Origin of the sequence: Pseudomonas cuatrocienegasensis (genome assembly GCF_900110925.1) — a bacterium.
GTDB lineage: Bacteria > Pseudomonadota > Gammaproteobacteria > Pseudomonadales > Pseudomonadaceae > Aquipseudomonas > Aquipseudomonas cuatrocienegasensis.
This window is the reverse complement of the sequence record NZ_FOFP01000006.1, coordinates 115,560-130,125: the sequence shown is the minus strand read 5'-3', so window position 1 is coordinate 130,125 and position 14,566 is coordinate 115,560. Positions and strand designations below refer to the sequence as shown.

The window sequence follows — 14,566 nt, the reverse complement described above, 5'->3', positions numbered from 1 at the left end:
GGTATAAAGCTAGATCGTTTCGGTCTAACCAGGCTCCTGAATAGAAGATGGTGCTGTGCTAGAGTGCGCCCTCGTCCACGGCCCGCCGGCCTAAACACACCGTCATTCGTGAGTAGCCATGCTCGATAAACTGACCCACCTGAAGCAGCTGGAGGCGGAAAGTATCCACATCATTCGTGAAGTGGCCGCCGAATTCGATAACCCGGTAATGCTTTATTCCATCGGTAAAGACTCCGCCGTGATGCTGCACCTGGCACGCAAGGCGTTCTTTCCGGGCAAGCTGCCGTTCCCGGTGATGCACGTCGATACGCGCTGGAAGTTTCAGGAGATGTACAGCTTCCGCGAGAAGATGGTCAACGAGTACGGCCTGGACCTGATCACCCACATCAACCCCGATGGTGTGGCCCAGGATATGAACCCCTTCACCTACGGCAGTGCCAAGCACACCGATGTGATGAAGACTGAGGGGCTCAAGCAGGCGCTGGATAAATACGGCTTCGACGCCGCCTTTGGTGGCGCGCGCCGCGACGAGGAGAAATCCCGCGCCAAGGAGCGCGTGTATTCCTTCCGCGACAGCAAGCACCGCTGGGACCCGAAGAATCAGCGTCCCGAGCTGTGGAACGTGTACAACGGCAACGTCAAGAAGGGCGAGTCGATCCGCGTGTTCCCGCTGTCCAACTGGACCGAACTGGATATCTGGCAGTACATCTACCTGGAACAGATCCCGATCGTGCCGCTGTACTTCGCTGCTGAGCGTGAAGTGATCGAGAAGAACGGCACGCTGATCATGATCGACGACGATCGCATCCTCGAGCACCTTTCCGACGAAGAGAAAGCCCGGATCACCAAGAAGATGGTGCGTTTCCGTACTCTCGGCTGCTACCCGCTGACCGGCGCGGTGGAGTCCACGGCCACCAGCCTCACTGACATCATCCAGGAAATGCTCCTGACCCGTACTTCCGAGCGTCAGGGCCGCGTCATCGACCACGATGCTGCCGGTTCCATGGAAGAGAAAAAACGTCAGGGGTACTTTTGATATGTCGCACCAATCCGATCTGATCAGCGAAGACATCCTCGCTTACCTGGCCCAGCACGAGCGTAAAGAGCTGCTGCGCTTTTTGACGTGCGGCAACGTCGACGACGGCAAGAGCACCCTGATTGGCCGCCTGCTGCACGACTCCAAGATGATCTACGAAGACCATCTGGAAGCCATTACCCGTGACTCGAAGAAGTCCGGCACCACTGGCGAAGAGGTGGATCTGGCGCTGCTGGTCGATGGTCTGCAGGCCGAGCGCGAGCAAGGCATCACCATTGACGTGGCGTATCGCTATTTCAGTACTGCCAAGCGCAAATTCATCATCGCCGACACTCCCGGCCATGAGCAGTACACCCGCAACATGGCCACTGGCGCCTCCACCTGCGACCTGGCGATCATCCTGATCGACGCGCGCTACGGTGTGCAGACCCAGACCAAGCGCCACAGTTTTATCGCCAGCCTGCTGGGTATCAAACACATCGTTGTGGCCATCAACAAGATGGACCTCAAGGGCTTCGATCAGGGCGTATTCGAGCAGATCAAGGCCGATTACCTGAAGTTCGCCGAAGGTATCGCGCTCAAGCCAAGCTCGCTGCATTTCGTGCCGATGTCGGCGCTCAAAGGCGACAACGTGGTCAACAAGAGCGAGCAGTCGCCTTGGTACACCGGCCAGTCGCTGATGGAAATCCTCGAAACCGTGGAAGTGGCGGGTGATCGTAATTTCACCGACCTGCGTTTCCCGGTGCAGTACGTCAACCGTCCGAACCTGAACTTCCGTGGTTTCGCCGGCACCCTGGCCAGCGGCATCGTGCGCAAGGGCGACGAAATCATTGCCCTGCCATCGGGCAAGGGCAGCAAGGTCAAATCCATCGTCACCTTCGAAGGTGAACTGGAGCAGGCCGGTCCGGGTCAGGCGATCACCATCACCCTGGAAGACGAAATCGACGTCTCGCGCGGCGATATGCTGGTGCACGGCGACAACCGTCCGCAGGTGGTCGACAGCTTCGACGCCATGCTGGTGTGGATGGCCGAAGAGCCGATGTTGCCGGGCAAGAAATACGACATCAAGCGCGCCACCAGCTATGTACCGGGCTCGATTGTCAGCATCACCCACCGGGTTGACGTAAACACCCTGGAACACGGTGCGGCGAGCAGCCTGCAGCTCAATGAAATCGGCCAGGTGCGCATCGCCCTGGATGCACCGATTGCGTTGGACGGTTACGCGCACAACCGCACCACCGGCTCGTTTATCATTATCGACCGTCTGACCAATGGCACTGTGGGTGCCGGGATGATCATCGCCGAACCCGTCGGTGCAGGCGCGGGTGGTCATCATGGCAAGCTGGCACACGTGTCCACCGAAGAGCGTGCCACGCGCTTTGGCCAGCAGCCGGCCACCGTGTTGTTCAGCGGCCTGTCCGGCGCCGGCAAGAGCACCCTGGCCTACGCCGTGGAGCGCAAGCTGTTCGACATGGGCCGCGCGGTCTATGTATTGGACGGCCAGAACCTGCGCCATGACCTGAACAAAGGTCTGCCGCAGGATCGCGCCGGGCGCACCGAGAACTGGCGTCGTGCGGCTCACGTGGCGCGTCAGTTCAACGAGGCCGGTCTGCTGACCCTGGCAGCCTTTGTTGCGCCGGATGCCGAAGGCCGCGAGCAGGCCAAGGCATTGATCGGCGCCGAGCGTCTGATCACTGTCTATGTCCAGGCTTCTCCGCAGGTCTGCGCTGAGCGTGATCCGCAGGGCCTGTACGCAGCCGGTGGCGACAATATCCCGGGCGAGTCCTTCCCCTATGACGTGCCGCTGAATGCCGATCTGGTGATCGATACGCAGTCGCTGTCGGTGGAAGAGGGCGTCAAGCAGGTATTGGCGCTGCTGCGCGAGCGCGGCGCGTTGTAAAGGCTCGCGTTCACTGAAAAAACCTCGCTGCGGCGAGGTTTTTTATGGCTATGTCCCAGCAGTGTTTTGCGGCGCCGCTGCTTCTCGTAGGAGCCGCGCCCCGCGGCGAATAGCGGCCATTCAGCGGTATAGCTAAGCGTCCAAACGCTTCGCGCCGGGGCGGCGCTCCTACGGGAGTTTGCGTTATGGCCTGCACAGGGTTGTGGCGGCGCATTGGGACATCGCCATAAAAAACGCCGCGAGCACAGAGGCGGCGCGGCGTTTTTATTCAGCAGGAACTGCAGCGATGCTAGGCTTAGCGCTGCTTTTTCAGGCCATAGGTCGCATCGAGCATACCCGGTACATCAGCGCTTTTCGGCGCATAGTCCTTGGGCATTTCGTTGTTTTTCGGCGGTGTCAGGCGCTCGCGCTTTTCCGTGTCATCGGCGTGCAGGGCCGCCAATAGACGTTGCCGGGTCAGCTCATCGAGGGCCAGGCGGTTGGCGCCGTCAGCCAGGTGTTCCTGAACGTCCTGATAGCTCTGGGTGAGTTTGCGGACCATGGTCGCGGTGGTGTTGAAGTGGCTGACCACTTCGCTCTGGTACGCATCCAGACGGTTCTGCATGTCGTCCAGCTGACGCTGGTTGCGCGTAGGTGCAGCATTGGGTGCCAGGCGAGCCAGCAGGAAGCCGATAGCGATACCGGCAATCAGGGTAATGGCCGGGAGCAACCAGGCAGTGAGCGTCTGTTCCACGAGTCCTTCCTCTCTAAACGGCTTTGCTTTACGTTAACGGCTCGAACCTGCGCTGTATACCGCAATGCAATGCCCAAGTGTGTGCGGCGCAGGCTTTCAGCTAGACGAATCGACCCCCCGAGAGGTCACGGAGTTCACTGTTGCTCACCCGCGAAACCCCCTTTTATATCGATGGCCCCTGCGGCCAACTGGAAGCCCTCTGGCTGGATGTGGCCGACGCCCGTGGCGTTGCGCTGATCTGTCATCCCAACCCGATCCAGGGCGGGACCATGCTCAACAAGGTGGTCTCGACCCTGCAACGCACTGCCCGCGATGCTGGCCTGGCGACGCTGCGCTTCAATTACCGCGGCGTGGGTAGCAGCGCCGGCAGTCATGATATGGCCAGTGGCGAAGTCGATGATGCCGAGGCGGTTGCCCGTTGGCTGCGTGAGCAACACCCAGCGTTGCCTGTGACCTTGCTCGGTTTCTCCTTTGGTGGCTTTGTCGCCGCGGCCCTGGGCGCACGCCTGGAGGCACAAGGCGAGCACCTCAGCAAGCTGTTGATGATTGCCCCGGCGGTGCATCGCCTGACTGCCGATACGCCGCCCGCCAGCCAGTGCCCGCTGGTGGTGATTCAGCCGGAAACCGATGAGGTCATCGACCCTCATGCCGTCTACGCCTGGTCGGCAAACCTCGGGCGTGCGCATGAGCTGCTGAAAGTGGCAGAATGCGGCCACTTTTTTCACGGCAAGCTCACCGATCTGAAGGAGCTGGTGCTCCCGCGCCTCTGATCCGACTCGCCCCATTCTGACAAGCGAACGCCATGACCACTCGTATTCTGACCGGTATCACCACCACCGGCACGCCACACCTGGGCAACTATGCCGGGGCCATCCGCCCGGCCATCGTTGCCAGTCGCGCGGCCGATGCGGATTCGTTCTACTTTCTCGCCGACTACCATGCGCTGATCAAGTGCGACGAGCCGACGCGTATCCAGCGCTCGCGCCTGGAGATCGCTGCGACCTGGCTGGCGCTGGGCCTGGATACCGACAAGGCGACCTTCTACCGCCAGTCGGACATCCCCGAGATTCCTGAGCTGTGCTGGCTGCTGACCTGTGTGGTGGGCAAGGGCCTGCTCAACCGCGCCCACGCCTACAAGGCCTCGGTAGACAAGAACGTCGAAGCCGGTGAAGACCCGGATGCGGGCATCACCATGGGCCTGTTCAGCTACCCGGTGCTGATGGCGGCGGACATCCTGATGTTCAACGCACACAAGGTGCCGGTCGGCCGTGACCAGATCCAGCATGTGGAAATGGCCCGGGATATCGGGCAGCGTTTCAACCACCTGTTTGGCCAGGGCAAGGAACTGTTCACCCTGCCTGAAGCGGTGATCGAGGAAGACGTGGCGACCCTGCCCGGCCTGGATGGGCGCAAGATGAGCAAAAGCTACGACAACACCATTCCGTTGTTCGGCAGCGCCAAGCAGCTCAAGGATGCTGTGGCGCGGATCGTCACCGACTCCAAACTGCCCGGCGAGCCGAAAGACCCGGACAATTCGCACCTGTTTACTCTGTATCAGGCCTTCGCCGCGCCGACCCAGCAGGCGGATTTCCGCGCTGCGCTGGAAGGCGGGATGGCCTGGGGTGAGGCCAAGCAGGCGCTGGTCAGCCTGCTCGAGGCGGAGTTGGGCGAGGCGCGCGAACGCTATCACGCCCTGATCGCGAAACCGGCGGACCTCGAAGACATCCTGCTGGCCGGCGCCGCCAAAGCGCGCAAGATCGCCACGCCGTTTCTCGGTGAATTGCGTGAGGCTGTTGGCCTGCGCTCGTTCCGTGAGCAGGTCCGGGTGGCGTCTAGTGAAAAGAAGAAATCGGCCAAGGGCGCGCGTTTCGTCAGCTTTCGCGACGACGACGGGCGTTTCCGTTTCCGCCTGCTAGATGCCGATGGCGAGCAGGTACTGCTGTCCAAGGCGTTTGCCGATGGCAAGGCTGCGGGCATGGTCAATAAACGCCTGCAATCCGGCGATGTACTGGATGTGCGCGAGCAGGATGGCGGTTTTGCTGTGTGGCTGGACGGCGAATGCGTGGCGCACAGCCCGGCATTCGCTGACAGCGCCGCTTGTGAGGCGGCTATCGCGCGTTTGCGCGAGACGCTGGCGCCTCAGGAGTGACGTGCGGTTAGAGGTTTGTGTAGGAGGGGCTTTAGCCGCGACATCTTTTCGCTATCGCCGCGTTGCGGCTAAAACGGAGTGCCGCCCAGCCCGTCCCGCGGACCGGTAGGCCGTCTATAAGCCGATTGCCAAGCAACGGGGGCGCCGCTAAAGTGACGCCCCCGTTTTACGTGTCTGGCTAACGAATTATGACTCCGCTCGAGCGCTATCAGGCCGATCTCAAACGGCCCGAATTCTTCCATGACGCTGCCCAGGAAACGGCCGTGCGCCACCTGCAGCGCCTCTATGACGACCTGGTCGCTCAGGATGGCAAGGGTGCGTCAGGGCTGTTCGGCAAGCTGTTCAGCAAGAAACCCCAGGGGCCGGTCAAGGGCCTGTATTTCTGGGGTGGCGTCGGACGTGGCAAGACCTATCTGGTCGACACCTTCTTTGATGCGCTGCCGTTCGAGCGGAAGACGCGCACGCACTTTCACCGCTTTATGAAGCGAGTGCATGAGGAGATGTCCACCCTCAAGGGTGAGAAGAATCCGCTGACCATTATCGGCAAGCGCTTTGCGGACGAGTCGCGGGTCATCTGTTTCGATGAGTTCTTCGTCTCTGACATCACCGACGCGATGATTCTGGCAACACTGCTCGAAGAGCTGTTCAAGAACGGCGTCAGCCTGGTGGCCACCTCCAACATCGTGCCGGACGGCTTGTACAAGGACGGTCTGCAGCGCGCGCGCTTCCTGCCGGCCATTGCCCTGCTCAAGCAGCACACCGAGATCGTCAACGTCGACAGCGGCATCGACTACCGCTTGCGCGCACTCGAGCAGGCCGAGCTGTTCCATTGGCCGTTGGGCCCTGCGGCCGAAGAAAGTCTGGAAAAGAGCTTCGTCAGCCTGCTGCCCGAGCACTGCGAGGTACTGGAAAACGAGCCGCTGAAAATCGAGAACCGTGCCATCACCGCGCGCAAGGTCGGCGACGACGTGGCCTGGTTCGAGTTCCGCGAGCTGTGTGATGGGCCGCGTAGCCAGAACGACTACATCGAGCTGGGCAAGATCTTCCATGCCGTGCTGTTGGCCAACGTCGAGCAGATGGGTGGTGCCAAGGAGGACATGGCACGGCGCTTTATCAACCTGGTGGACGAGTTCTACGACCGCAACGTCAAGCTGATCATTTCTGCCGAGGTTGAGCTCAAGGATCTGTACAGTGGTGGCCGGCTGAACTTCGAGTTCCAGCGTACCCTCAGTCGCCTGCTGGAAATGCAGTCTCACGAGTTCCTGTCGCGCGCGCACAAGCCTTAGCTTTACTGGTTGTAAAGAAGGGGGTGGCCAGAGGCCGCCCCTTTTTCGTTTAGCTAAGGTTGTCTTTGTGCAGGAACTGGCGCCGATACAGGTTGGGCGACAGTTCGGTGTGCTGGCGAAACAGGCGGGCGAAGAAGCTGGCATCGTCGTAGCCGACTTCATAGCTGATGGTCTTGATGCTCTTGCGCGTGGCGCTGAGCAGGCCCTTGGCCGTCTCGATGCGTAAACGCTGCAGGTAGTGCAGGGGCTTGTCGCCGGTGGCGCTCTGGAAGCGACGCATGAAATTGCGGATGCTCATGCCGTGCTCGCGGGCCACGTCTTCGAAGCGGAATTTCTCAGCGAAGTGCTCTTCCAGCCATTGCTGTATCTGCAGGATGGTCAGGTCGTGGTGCAGCTTCTGGCCGCCGAAGCCGATGCGCCCTGGGGTATAACTGCGTTGCACTTCGTAGAGAATATCGCGGGCCACGCCCTGGGCCACGCTGGCGCCGCAGAAGCGCTCAATCAGGTAGATATACAGGTCGCAGGCCGAGGTGACGCCGCCGGCACAGTAGAGGTTGCCGGCATCCGAGAGGTGTTTCTCGGGGTTCAACTGGACGGCTGGGAAGCGTTCGCTGAACTCATTGAAGAAGCGCCAATAGGTGGTCGCCTCCTTGCCGTCGAGCAGGCCGGCCTGGGCCATCCAGAACACCCCGGTGGCCTCGCCGCAGATTATGCTGCCGGCTGCATGGCGTTGCTTGAGCCAATCGAGCACCTGGGGATGGCGCTGACAGAGCGCGTCGAAGTCGTCCCAGAACGCCGGCAGGATGATCAGGTCGGCCTCGCCGAGGCTGCCATCCACGGGAATCATCATCTCGCTGAAACTGCGCACCGGTTGCCCGTCCGGGCTGACCAGGTCAATCGCGAAGGTGGGCGTCAGGCCACGGCCTTGCTGCTTGCCAAAACGCAGGCTGGCCATGTGGAAGAAGTCTTTGGCCTGCATCAGCGTCGAGGCGAAGACGCCCTCGGTGGCGAGGATGCTCACGCGCACGAGGGGAGGGTGGGCTTGATCGGTCATTGCTGTTCTTATTTTTGTTTGGCTGCCGCTCGGTGGCGGACCGCCGCCATGGGGAAATGGTCAGCATGCGGCGTGATCGTCTTATTTTTTGTCGCTTGTGTCCAGTGTGGTGCCTGGTAGGACTGTCCTACAGTCGCAGCCTGACTTCAATCCGCTGCAGGTTCAGGTGCCCTTATGATTCCAAGAACGCTTTTCAGTGCCGAGCATGAACTCTTCCGCGATACGGTACGGCGCTTTCTCGAGCAGGAAGCGGTGCCCTACCACGCCCAGTGGGAGAAGGACGGCCATGTCGACCGTAACCTGTGGCGCAAGGCCGGCGAAGCCGGGTTGCTGTGCTCGCACATTCCAGAGGCTTACGGCGGAATGGCGGCTGACTTTCTCTACAGCACCGTGGTCATTGAGGAGATCGGCCGGCTTGGCTTGACCGGTATCGGTTTCTCCCTGCACTCGGACATAGTCGCGCCCTACCTGCTGCATTACGGCTGCGAGGCAATCAAGCAGAAATACCTGCCACGCCTGGTCTCCGGCGAGCTGATCACCGCCATCGCCATGACCGAGCCGGGTGCTGGCTCGGACCTGCAGGGGGTAAAGACCACGGCGGTGCTGGAAGGCGACAGCTACGTGATCAACGGCTCGAAAACCTTTATCACCAATGGATACCTGGCGGATCTGGTGGTTGTCGTCGCCAAGACCGATCCCAAGGCCGGCGCCAAGGGCACCAGCCTGTTCCTGGTCGAGGCGGGCACACCTGGCTTCGATAAGGGTAAGCGCCTGGAGAAAGTCGGCATGAAGGCCCAGGACACCGCTGAGCTGTTCTTTCAGGATGTACGCGTGCCCAAGGAGAATCTGCTGGGGCAGGCAGGCATGGGCTTCGCCTACCTGATGCAGGAGCTGCCGCAGGAGCGTTTGACCGTCGGCGTGGGGGCCATCGCCTCGGCGCGTGCGGCGCTGCAATGGACGCTGGACTACACCCGCGAGCGCAAGGCCTTCGGCAAGGCGATCGCCGATTTCCAGAACACCCGCTTCAAACTTGCGGAAATGGCCACCGAGCTACAGATTGGTCAGGTCTTCGTTGACCGTTGTCTGGAGTTGCACCTGCAGGGCAAGCTCGATGTACCGACGGCTGCCATGCTCAAATACTGGGGTACGGACTTGCAGTGCAAGGTACTCGACGAGTGCGTGCAGCTGCACGGCGGTTACGGCTTTATGTGGGAGTACCCGGTGGCGCGAGCCTGGGCGGACTCGCGGGTGCAGCGCATTTATGCCGGGACCAACGAGATCATGAAAGAGATCATTGCCCGCTCGCTGGTGTAGGAAGCAGCTGATGTAGGAGCGAAGGGGGGCGCCTTAGTCTTAAGGCGCAGTATCGCCCGTTCGCTCCTGCACGATCGTCATGGCGCCGGGTTTGGCTGCGCCTTGTGAATGGCCTCGATGCCGGCCAGCACCTCGTCGGAAAGTTTCAGCTCGGCGCTGTCCAGGTTGCTGTCCAGTTGCTCCAGGTTGGTGGCGCCGATGATGTTGCTGGTGACGAACGGCTGGGCGGTGACGAACGCCAGAGCCATCTGTGCCGGGTCCAGGCCGTGTTCGCGGGCCAGGGCGACATAGCGTGAGCAGGCTGCCTCCGTTTCCGGGTTGGTGTAGCGAGTGAAGCGGTTAAACAGGCTGATGCGTGCGCCGTCCGGGCGAGCGCCACCTTCGTATTTGCCGCTGAGCATGCCGAACGCCAGTGGCGAGTAAGCCAGCAGGCCGCATTGCTCACGCATCGCCACCTCGGCCAGGCCCACTTCGAACGTGCGGTTGAGCAGGTTGTAGGGGTTTTGGACCGATACAGCACGCGGCCAGTCATGCTTTTCTGCAAGTTGCAGGAACTTCATCGTGCCCCAGGGCGTTTCGTTGGACAGGCCGATATGGCGGATCTTGCCGGCCTTGACCTGCTCGTCGAGCACCTCCAGGGTTTCCTCCAGTGGTGTGAAGTCCACTTCCTGGTGGCGGTAGCCAAGCTGGCCAAAGAAGTTGGTCGGGCGTTCCGGCCAGTGCAGCTGGTAGAGGTCGATCCAGTCGGTCTGCAGGCGCTTTAGGCTTGCATCCAGGGCCGCGACTAGGTGCTCGCGATTGAATTTGAGGTTGCCGCCGCGGATATGGTTGATGCCATTTCCCGGGCCGGCGATCTTGCTCGCCAGAATCCAGTCGGCACGATCGCCGCGCTGCTTGAAATAGCTACCGATGATCTGCTCGGTACGGCTGTAGGTCTCGGGGCGGGGTGGTACCGGGTACATCTCTGCAGTATCGATGAAATTGATGCCGCAGGCCTTGGCGCGCTCGATCTGCGCATGGCCTTCAGCTTCGCTGTTCTGTTCACCCCAGGTCATGGTGCCCAGGCACAGGGAGCTGACATTCAGGTCGGTGCGGCCCAGTTGGCGATAATCCATGTGTTGCTCCTTCGCTGAAAAGAGTCATACAAGCAGGTTGAAATTTTTTTCGCAATGCGCATAATCGTCGACCTCTTTCTGCAGTGGAAGTGATGCGCCGCCTGCCGAAGAATCTTGCCGTATACCGGACGCGCTGACCCGAGCCCCCGATAGCGTCTGTATCCGGCTGCCTTTGACCTTGTCAAAGTACGCACTATTCAGTAAGATCCGCCGTCTTATTTATCAGGGCGGCCCCTGAGGCTATAAAGAATGAAAACTTTTACTGCTAAACCGGAAACAGTAAAGCGCGACTGGTTCGTCGTCGACGCTGCTGGTCAGACCCTGGGTCGTCTGGCCACCGAAATCGCGAGCCGTCTGCGTGGCAAGCACAAGCCCGAGTACACCCCGCACGTTGATACCGGCGACTACATCGTTGTGATCAATGCTGAGCAGATTCGTGTTACTGGCGCCAAAACCACCGACAAGATCTACTACTCCCACTCCGGTTTCCCGGGCGGCATCAAGTCGATCAACTTCGAGAAGCTGATCGCCAAGGCCCCTGAGCGCGTGATCGAGACCGCGGTAAAAGGCATGCTGCCGAAAAACCCGCTGGGTCGCGACATGTACCGCAAGCTGAAGGTCTATGCGGGCGCTGCTCACCCTCATACTGCTCAGCAGCCCCAAGAACTGAAGTTTTAACGGAATAGTTGATTATGTCGGCGACTCAAAATTACGGCACTGGCCGTCGCAAGACTGCAACCGCTCGCGTTTTCCTGCGTGCGGGCACTGGCAAGATCTCCATCAATAACCGTACTCTCGATGGTTTCTTCGGTCGCGAAACTGCCCGCATGGTAGTTCGTCAGCCGCTGGAACTGGTTGAAATGACCGAGAAGTTCGATATCTTCATCACCGTTATCGGTGGTGGTGTGAGTGGTCAGGCTGGTGCAATTCGCCACGGTATCACCCGTGCGCTGATGGACTACGATGAAGCTCTGCGCCCTGCACTGCGTAAAGCTGGCTTCGTAACTCGCGACTCCCGCGAAGTTGAACGTAAGAAGGTTGGTCTGCGTAAAGCGCGTAAGCGTCCGCAGTACTCCAAGCGTTAATACGCTTACCTGCGTTCAAAAGCGCCCAGCTTCCTTGCGGAACTGGGCGTTTTTTATGCGCGCTCGAACGCTTGCGACATCATGCCGCAGCGTTGCGGGCCGCATCCTCCAAGGTCTTGAAGGGCCTTTGCCTGGGTAATTACCTTGTCAGAAAAGGGGCTTTTCTTTACCATTTGGCGAATTTTTTGCGCTACCCGATTTTTACTTAGTAGAAGCCTGAATAACAGGCTACAACGCTGATGGGAGACGACTGAATGAGCAATGACGGCGTGAATGCAGGCCGGCGTCGCTTCTTGGTGGCGGCCACCTCTGTGGTGGGTGCTGCTGGAGCGGTGGGTGCCGCGGTCCCGTTCGTGGGGTCATGGTTCCCTAGCGCCAAGGCGAAGGCTGCCGGTGCACCTGTGAAGGTGAACGTGGGCAAGATCGAGCCAGGCCAGCAAATGGTTGCCGAGTGGCGGGGGCAACCGGTGTTTATCGTGCGCCGTACCGAAGAGATCCTCAGCAACCTGACGAAGATCGAATCGCAACTGGCGGATGTCGATTCTCAGGCATCGGTCCAGCCGACCTACGTCGACCCTAAGACCCGGTCGATCAAACCTGAGCTGCTGCTGCTGGTGGGGTTGTGCACCCACCTGGGCTGCTCGCCGTCCTTCCGTCCTGAGGTTGCGCCTGCCGATATGGGGCCGGACTGGGTAGGGGGTTACTTCTGCCCGTGCCATGGTTCGCGTTACGACATGGCCGGCCGCGTCTACAAGTCCCAGCCGGCGCCGTTGAACCTGCCGGTACCGCCGCACACGTATGAGACGGATGATGTCATCATCATCGGTGTGGACCAGGAGCAAGCATGATGAGCAAGTTAATGGATTGGGTCGATGCCCGTTTTCCAGCAACCAAAATGCTGGAAGACCACCTGACCAAGTATTACGCACCGCGTAACTTCAACTTCTTCTACTTCTTCGGCTCGCTGGCCCTGCTGGTGCTGGTCAATCAGATCGTCACTGGCGTATGGCTGACCATGAGCTACACGCCGTCGGCGGAACAGGCTTTCGCCTCCGTCGAATACATCATGCGTGACGTCGAATACGGCTGGATCCTGCGCTACCTGCACTCCACCGGTGCTTCGGCATTCTTCGTCGTGGTGTACCTGCACATGTTCCGCGGCCTGCTTTATGGTTCGTACCAGAAGCCGCGCGAGCTGGTGTGGATCTTCGGCATGCTGATTTACCTGATGCTGATGGCCGAAGCCTTCATGGGTTATCTGCTGCCGTGGGGCCAGATGTCCTATTGGGGCGCCCAGGTAATCATTTCGCTGTTCGGTGCCATCCCGGTCGTGGGTGATGCCCTGACCCAGTGGATCCGTGGTGACTACCTGATTTCCGGTATTACCCTGAACCGCTTCTTCGCCTTGCACGTAGTGGCCCTGCCGATCGTGATTCTCGGCCTGGTGGTACTGCACATTCTGGCGCTGCATGAAGTGGGTTCGAACAACCCCGATGGCGTGGACATCAAGAAGAAGAAAGACGAAAACGGTATTCCGCTCGACGGTATTGCGTTCCACCCGTACTACACCGTCAAGGATATCGTCGGCGTGGTGGTGTTCCTGTTCATCTTCTGCTTTGTGGTGTTCTTCTTCCCAGAAATGGGCGGTTATTTCCTCGAGAAGCCAAACTTCGAGGCGGCCAACCCGTTCAAGACGCCTGAGCATATTGCGCCGGTGTGGTACTTCACCCCGTTCTACGCGATTCTGCGCGCCGTTCCGGACAAGCTTCTGGGTGTGGTAGCGATGGGCGCGGCGATTGCGGTGCTGTTCGTCCTGCCGTGGCTGGACCGTAGCCCGGTCAAGTCGATGCGTTACAAGGGCTGGTTGAGCAAGATCTGGCTGTTGGTGTTCTGCATCTCCTTTGTGATCCTCGGTGTGCTGGGTGTGCTGGCGCCGACTCCGGGTCGTACGTTGCTGTCGCAGGTATGTACCTTCCTGTACTTCGCGTACTTCATCCTGATGCCGTTCTACACCAGGATGGAAAAAACCAAACCGGTTCCGGAAAGGGTGACGGGCTGATGAAAAAGCTATTTGCTGCATTCGTAATTGCTGCACTGCCGACACTGTCTTTTGCTGCAGGCCCTGGTATCGCTTTGGATAAGGTTGATATCGACCTGACCGACAAGGCGGCCATGCAGGATGGTGCGCGTACCTTCGCCAACTACTGCATGGGCTGTCACTCGGCTCAGTATCAGCGCTATGAGCGGGTTGCCGACGACCTGGGCATCCCCCACGAAGTGATGCTGGAGAATCTGATTTTCAACGACGCCAAGATCGGCGATCACATGAAGATCGGCATGAAGCCCGAGGATGGTAAGGCCTGGTTCGGTGCTGCACCGCCCGACCTGACCCTGGTCGCCCGGGTACGTGGCAACGATTGGCTGTATACCTACCTGCGTACCTTCTATGAAGACCCGACTCGTCCGTTGGGTGCGAACAACAAGGTCTTCCCGAACGTAGGTATGCCGAACGTGCTGGTGGGCCTGCAGGGTCGCCAGTACATCGGCTGCAAGCAGGTTCAGGTCGTCGAGGATGGCAAGAAGCAGTTCGACCCGCTGACCGGTACGCCGATCACGCATGAGGCCTGCGACCAGTTGACCATCGAACCCAAGACCGGCTCGCTGACCGAGGCAGAATTCGATGAGAAGATCCAGAATCTGGTGACTTTCCTCGCTTACTCGGCCAACCCGGTCAAGCTTAAAAGCCAGCGCATTGGCACCTATGTGCTGCTGTACCTGGCGTTCTTCTTCGTATTCGCCTATCTGCTCAAGCGTGAATACTGGAAGGACGTGCACTAATCCGCTGTCGCTTCGTTGTTGACCTGCGCGCCCTCCTGGGCGCGCAGGTCTTTCTG

Annotated in this window: 14 protein-coding genes; 11 read left to right on the top strand and 3 right to left on the bottom strand. The window is 59.9% G+C overall.

The window, feature by feature from the left end:
- The first annotated feature begins 118 nt into the window (after nucleotides 1-118).
- Both cysD and cysN read left to right on the top strand, forming a co-directional pair.
- On the top strand, nucleotides 119-1,036 hold the full coding sequence (gene cysD, locus BMW49_RS10615) for a sulfate adenylyltransferase subunit CysD (protein ID WP_069517898.1): 918 nt from the start codon (nucleotides 119-121) through the stop codon (nucleotides 1,034-1,036).
- A gap of 1 nt (nucleotide 1,037) precedes the next feature.
- The gene (cysN, locus tag BMW49_RS10610) at nucleotides 1,038-2,936 is read left to right on the top strand and encodes a sulfate adenylyltransferase subunit CysN (RefSeq protein ID WP_069517896.1); all 1,899 of its coding nucleotides are present in this window, start codon (nucleotides 1,038-1,040) and stop codon (nucleotides 2,934-2,936) included.
- Nucleotides 2,937-3,231: 295 nt separating this feature from the next.
- Here the strand turns inward: cysN and BMW49_RS10605 are convergent, their stop codons facing one another.
- Nucleotides 3,232-3,669 (bottom strand): Z-ring associated ZapG family protein, encoded by a 438-nt coding sequence (locus BMW49_RS10605; RefSeq protein WP_069517894.1) that lies wholly within the window; start codon nucleotides 3,667-3,669, stop codon nucleotides 3,232-3,234.
- Nucleotides 3,670-3,809: 140 nt separating this feature from the next.
- On the opposite strand from BMW49_RS10605, the gene BMW49_RS10600 reads away from it, so the two are divergent.
- The 3 genes from BMW49_RS10600 to zapE all read left to right on the top strand — a co-directional run bounded on the left by BMW49_RS10600 (nucleotide 3,810) and on the right by zapE (nucleotide 7,104).
- A complete protein-coding gene (locus BMW49_RS10600) occupies nucleotides 3,810-4,439 on the top strand; it encodes an alpha/beta hydrolase (RefSeq protein ID WP_069517892.1) in 630 nt (209 codons plus the stop codon).
- Nucleotides 4,440-4,471: 32 nt separating this feature from the next.
- Nucleotides 4,472-5,818 carry a tryptophan--tRNA ligase gene (locus BMW49_RS10595; protein WP_069517890.1) on the top strand — a complete coding sequence of 449 codons (1,347 nt, stop codon included), beginning with the start codon at nucleotides 4,472-4,474 and terminating at the stop codon, nucleotides 5,816-5,818.
- Between the two features lie 188 nt (nucleotides 5,819-6,006).
- A complete protein-coding gene (gene zapE, locus BMW49_RS10590; RefSeq protein WP_069517888.1) occupies nucleotides 6,007-7,104 on the top strand; it encodes a cell division protein ZapE in 1,098 nt (365 codons plus the stop codon).
- 49 nt (nucleotides 7,105-7,153) lie between these two features.
- Here zapE and BMW49_RS10585 read toward each other — a convergent pair whose 3' ends face one another.
- A complete protein-coding gene (locus BMW49_RS10585; protein ID WP_170829043.1) occupies nucleotides 7,154-8,059 on the bottom strand; it encodes a GlxA family transcriptional regulator in 906 nt (301 codons plus the stop codon).
- Nucleotides 8,060-8,332: 273 nt separating this feature from the next.
- Between BMW49_RS10585 and BMW49_RS10580 the strand changes: the two genes are divergently transcribed.
- Entirely contained in the window at nucleotides 8,333-9,472 is a 1,140-nt protein-coding gene (locus BMW49_RS10580) for an acyl-CoA dehydrogenase family protein (RefSeq protein ID WP_069517884.1), read from the top strand.
- Between the two features lie 77 nt (nucleotides 9,473-9,549).
- Here BMW49_RS10580 and BMW49_RS10575 read toward each other — a convergent pair whose 3' ends face one another.
- The gene (locus BMW49_RS10575) at nucleotides 9,550-10,587 is read right to left on the bottom strand and encodes an NADP(H)-dependent aldo-keto reductase (RefSeq protein ID WP_069517882.1); all 1,038 of its coding nucleotides are present in this window, start codon (nucleotides 10,585-10,587) and stop codon (nucleotides 9,550-9,552) included.
- A gap of 249 nt (nucleotides 10,588-10,836) precedes the next feature.
- Here BMW49_RS10575 and rplM point away from each other — a divergent pair, with 249 nt between their 5' ends.
- From rplM to BMW49_RS10550, 5 genes are all read left to right on the top strand, one after another.
- Complete coding sequence (gene rplM, locus BMW49_RS10570) at nucleotides 10,837-11,265, top strand: 50S ribosomal protein L13 (protein WP_019693576.1); 429 nt, start codon at nucleotides 10,837-10,839, stop codon at nucleotides 11,263-11,265.
- 14 nt (nucleotides 11,266-11,279) lie between these two features.
- Nucleotides 11,280-11,672, top strand: a complete 393-nt coding sequence (rpsI, locus tag BMW49_RS10565; protein WP_069517880.1) for a 30S ribosomal protein S9 — start codon at nucleotides 11,280-11,282, stop codon at nucleotides 11,670-11,672.
- 254 nt (nucleotides 11,673-11,926) lie between these two features.
- The gene (petA, locus tag BMW49_RS10560; protein ID WP_069517878.1) at nucleotides 11,927-12,520 is read left to right on the top strand and encodes a ubiquinol-cytochrome c reductase iron-sulfur subunit; all 594 of its coding nucleotides are present in this window, start codon (nucleotides 11,927-11,929) and stop codon (nucleotides 12,518-12,520) included.
- Nucleotides 12,520-13,731: a cytochrome b gene (locus BMW49_RS10555; RefSeq protein WP_069517876.1), complete on the top strand. Its 1,212-nt coding sequence runs from the start codon at nucleotides 12,520-12,522 to the stop codon at nucleotides 13,729-13,731. Before petA ends, BMW49_RS10555 begins: the two co-directional genes overlap by 1 nt.
- Nucleotides 13,731-14,510 carry a cytochrome c1 gene (locus BMW49_RS10550; RefSeq protein ID WP_069517874.1) on the top strand — a complete coding sequence of 260 codons (780 nt, stop codon included), beginning with the start codon at nucleotides 13,731-13,733 and terminating at the stop codon, nucleotides 14,508-14,510. Before BMW49_RS10555 ends, BMW49_RS10550 begins: the two co-directional genes overlap by 1 nt.
- The last annotated feature ends 56 nt before the right edge of the window (nucleotides 14,511-14,566 follow it).

What these genes read in the sequence shown, in the direction of transcription:
- cysD (WP_069517898.1), top strand. Translation starts at nt 119, where the DNA reads ATGCTCGATAAACTGACCCACCTGAAGCAGCTGGAGGCGGAAAGTATC.
- cysN (WP_069517896.1), top strand. Translation starts at nt 1,038, where the DNA reads ATGTCGCACCAATCCGATCTGATCAGCGAAGACATCCTCGCTTACCTG.
- BMW49_RS10595 (WP_069517890.1), top strand. Translation starts at nt 4,472, where the DNA reads ATGACCACTCGTATTCTGACCGGTATCACCACCACCGGCACGCCACAC.
- zapE (WP_069517888.1), top strand. Translation starts at nt 6,007, where the DNA reads ATGACTCCGCTCGAGCGCTATCAGGCCGATCTCAAACGGCCCGAATTC.
- BMW49_RS10585 (WP_170829043.1), bottom strand. Translation starts at nt 8,059, where the DNA reads ATGGCCAGCCTGCGTTTTGGCAAGCAGCAAGGCCGTGGCCTGACGCCC.
- BMW49_RS10580 (WP_069517884.1), top strand. Translation starts at nt 8,333, where the DNA reads ATGATTCCAAGAACGCTTTTCAGTGCCGAGCATGAACTCTTCCGCGAT.
- BMW49_RS10575 (WP_069517882.1), bottom strand. Translation starts at nt 10,587, where the DNA reads ATGGATTATCGCCAACTGGGCCGCACCGACCTGAATGTCAGCTCCCTG.
- rplM (WP_019693576.1), top strand. Translation starts at nt 10,837, where the DNA reads ATGAAAACTTTTACTGCTAAACCGGAAACAGTAAAGCGCGACTGGTTC.
- rpsI (WP_069517880.1), top strand. Translation starts at nt 11,280, where the DNA reads ATGTCGGCGACTCAAAATTACGGCACTGGCCGTCGCAAGACTGCAACC.
- petA (WP_069517878.1), top strand. Translation starts at nt 11,927, where the DNA reads ATGAGCAATGACGGCGTGAATGCAGGCCGGCGTCGCTTCTTGGTGGCG.
- BMW49_RS10555 (WP_069517876.1), top strand. Translation starts at nt 12,520, where the DNA reads ATGAGCAAGTTAATGGATTGGGTCGATGCCCGTTTTCCAGCAACCAAA.
- BMW49_RS10550 (WP_069517874.1), top strand. Translation starts at nt 13,731, where the DNA reads ATGAAAAAGCTATTTGCTGCATTCGTAATTGCTGCACTGCCGACACTG.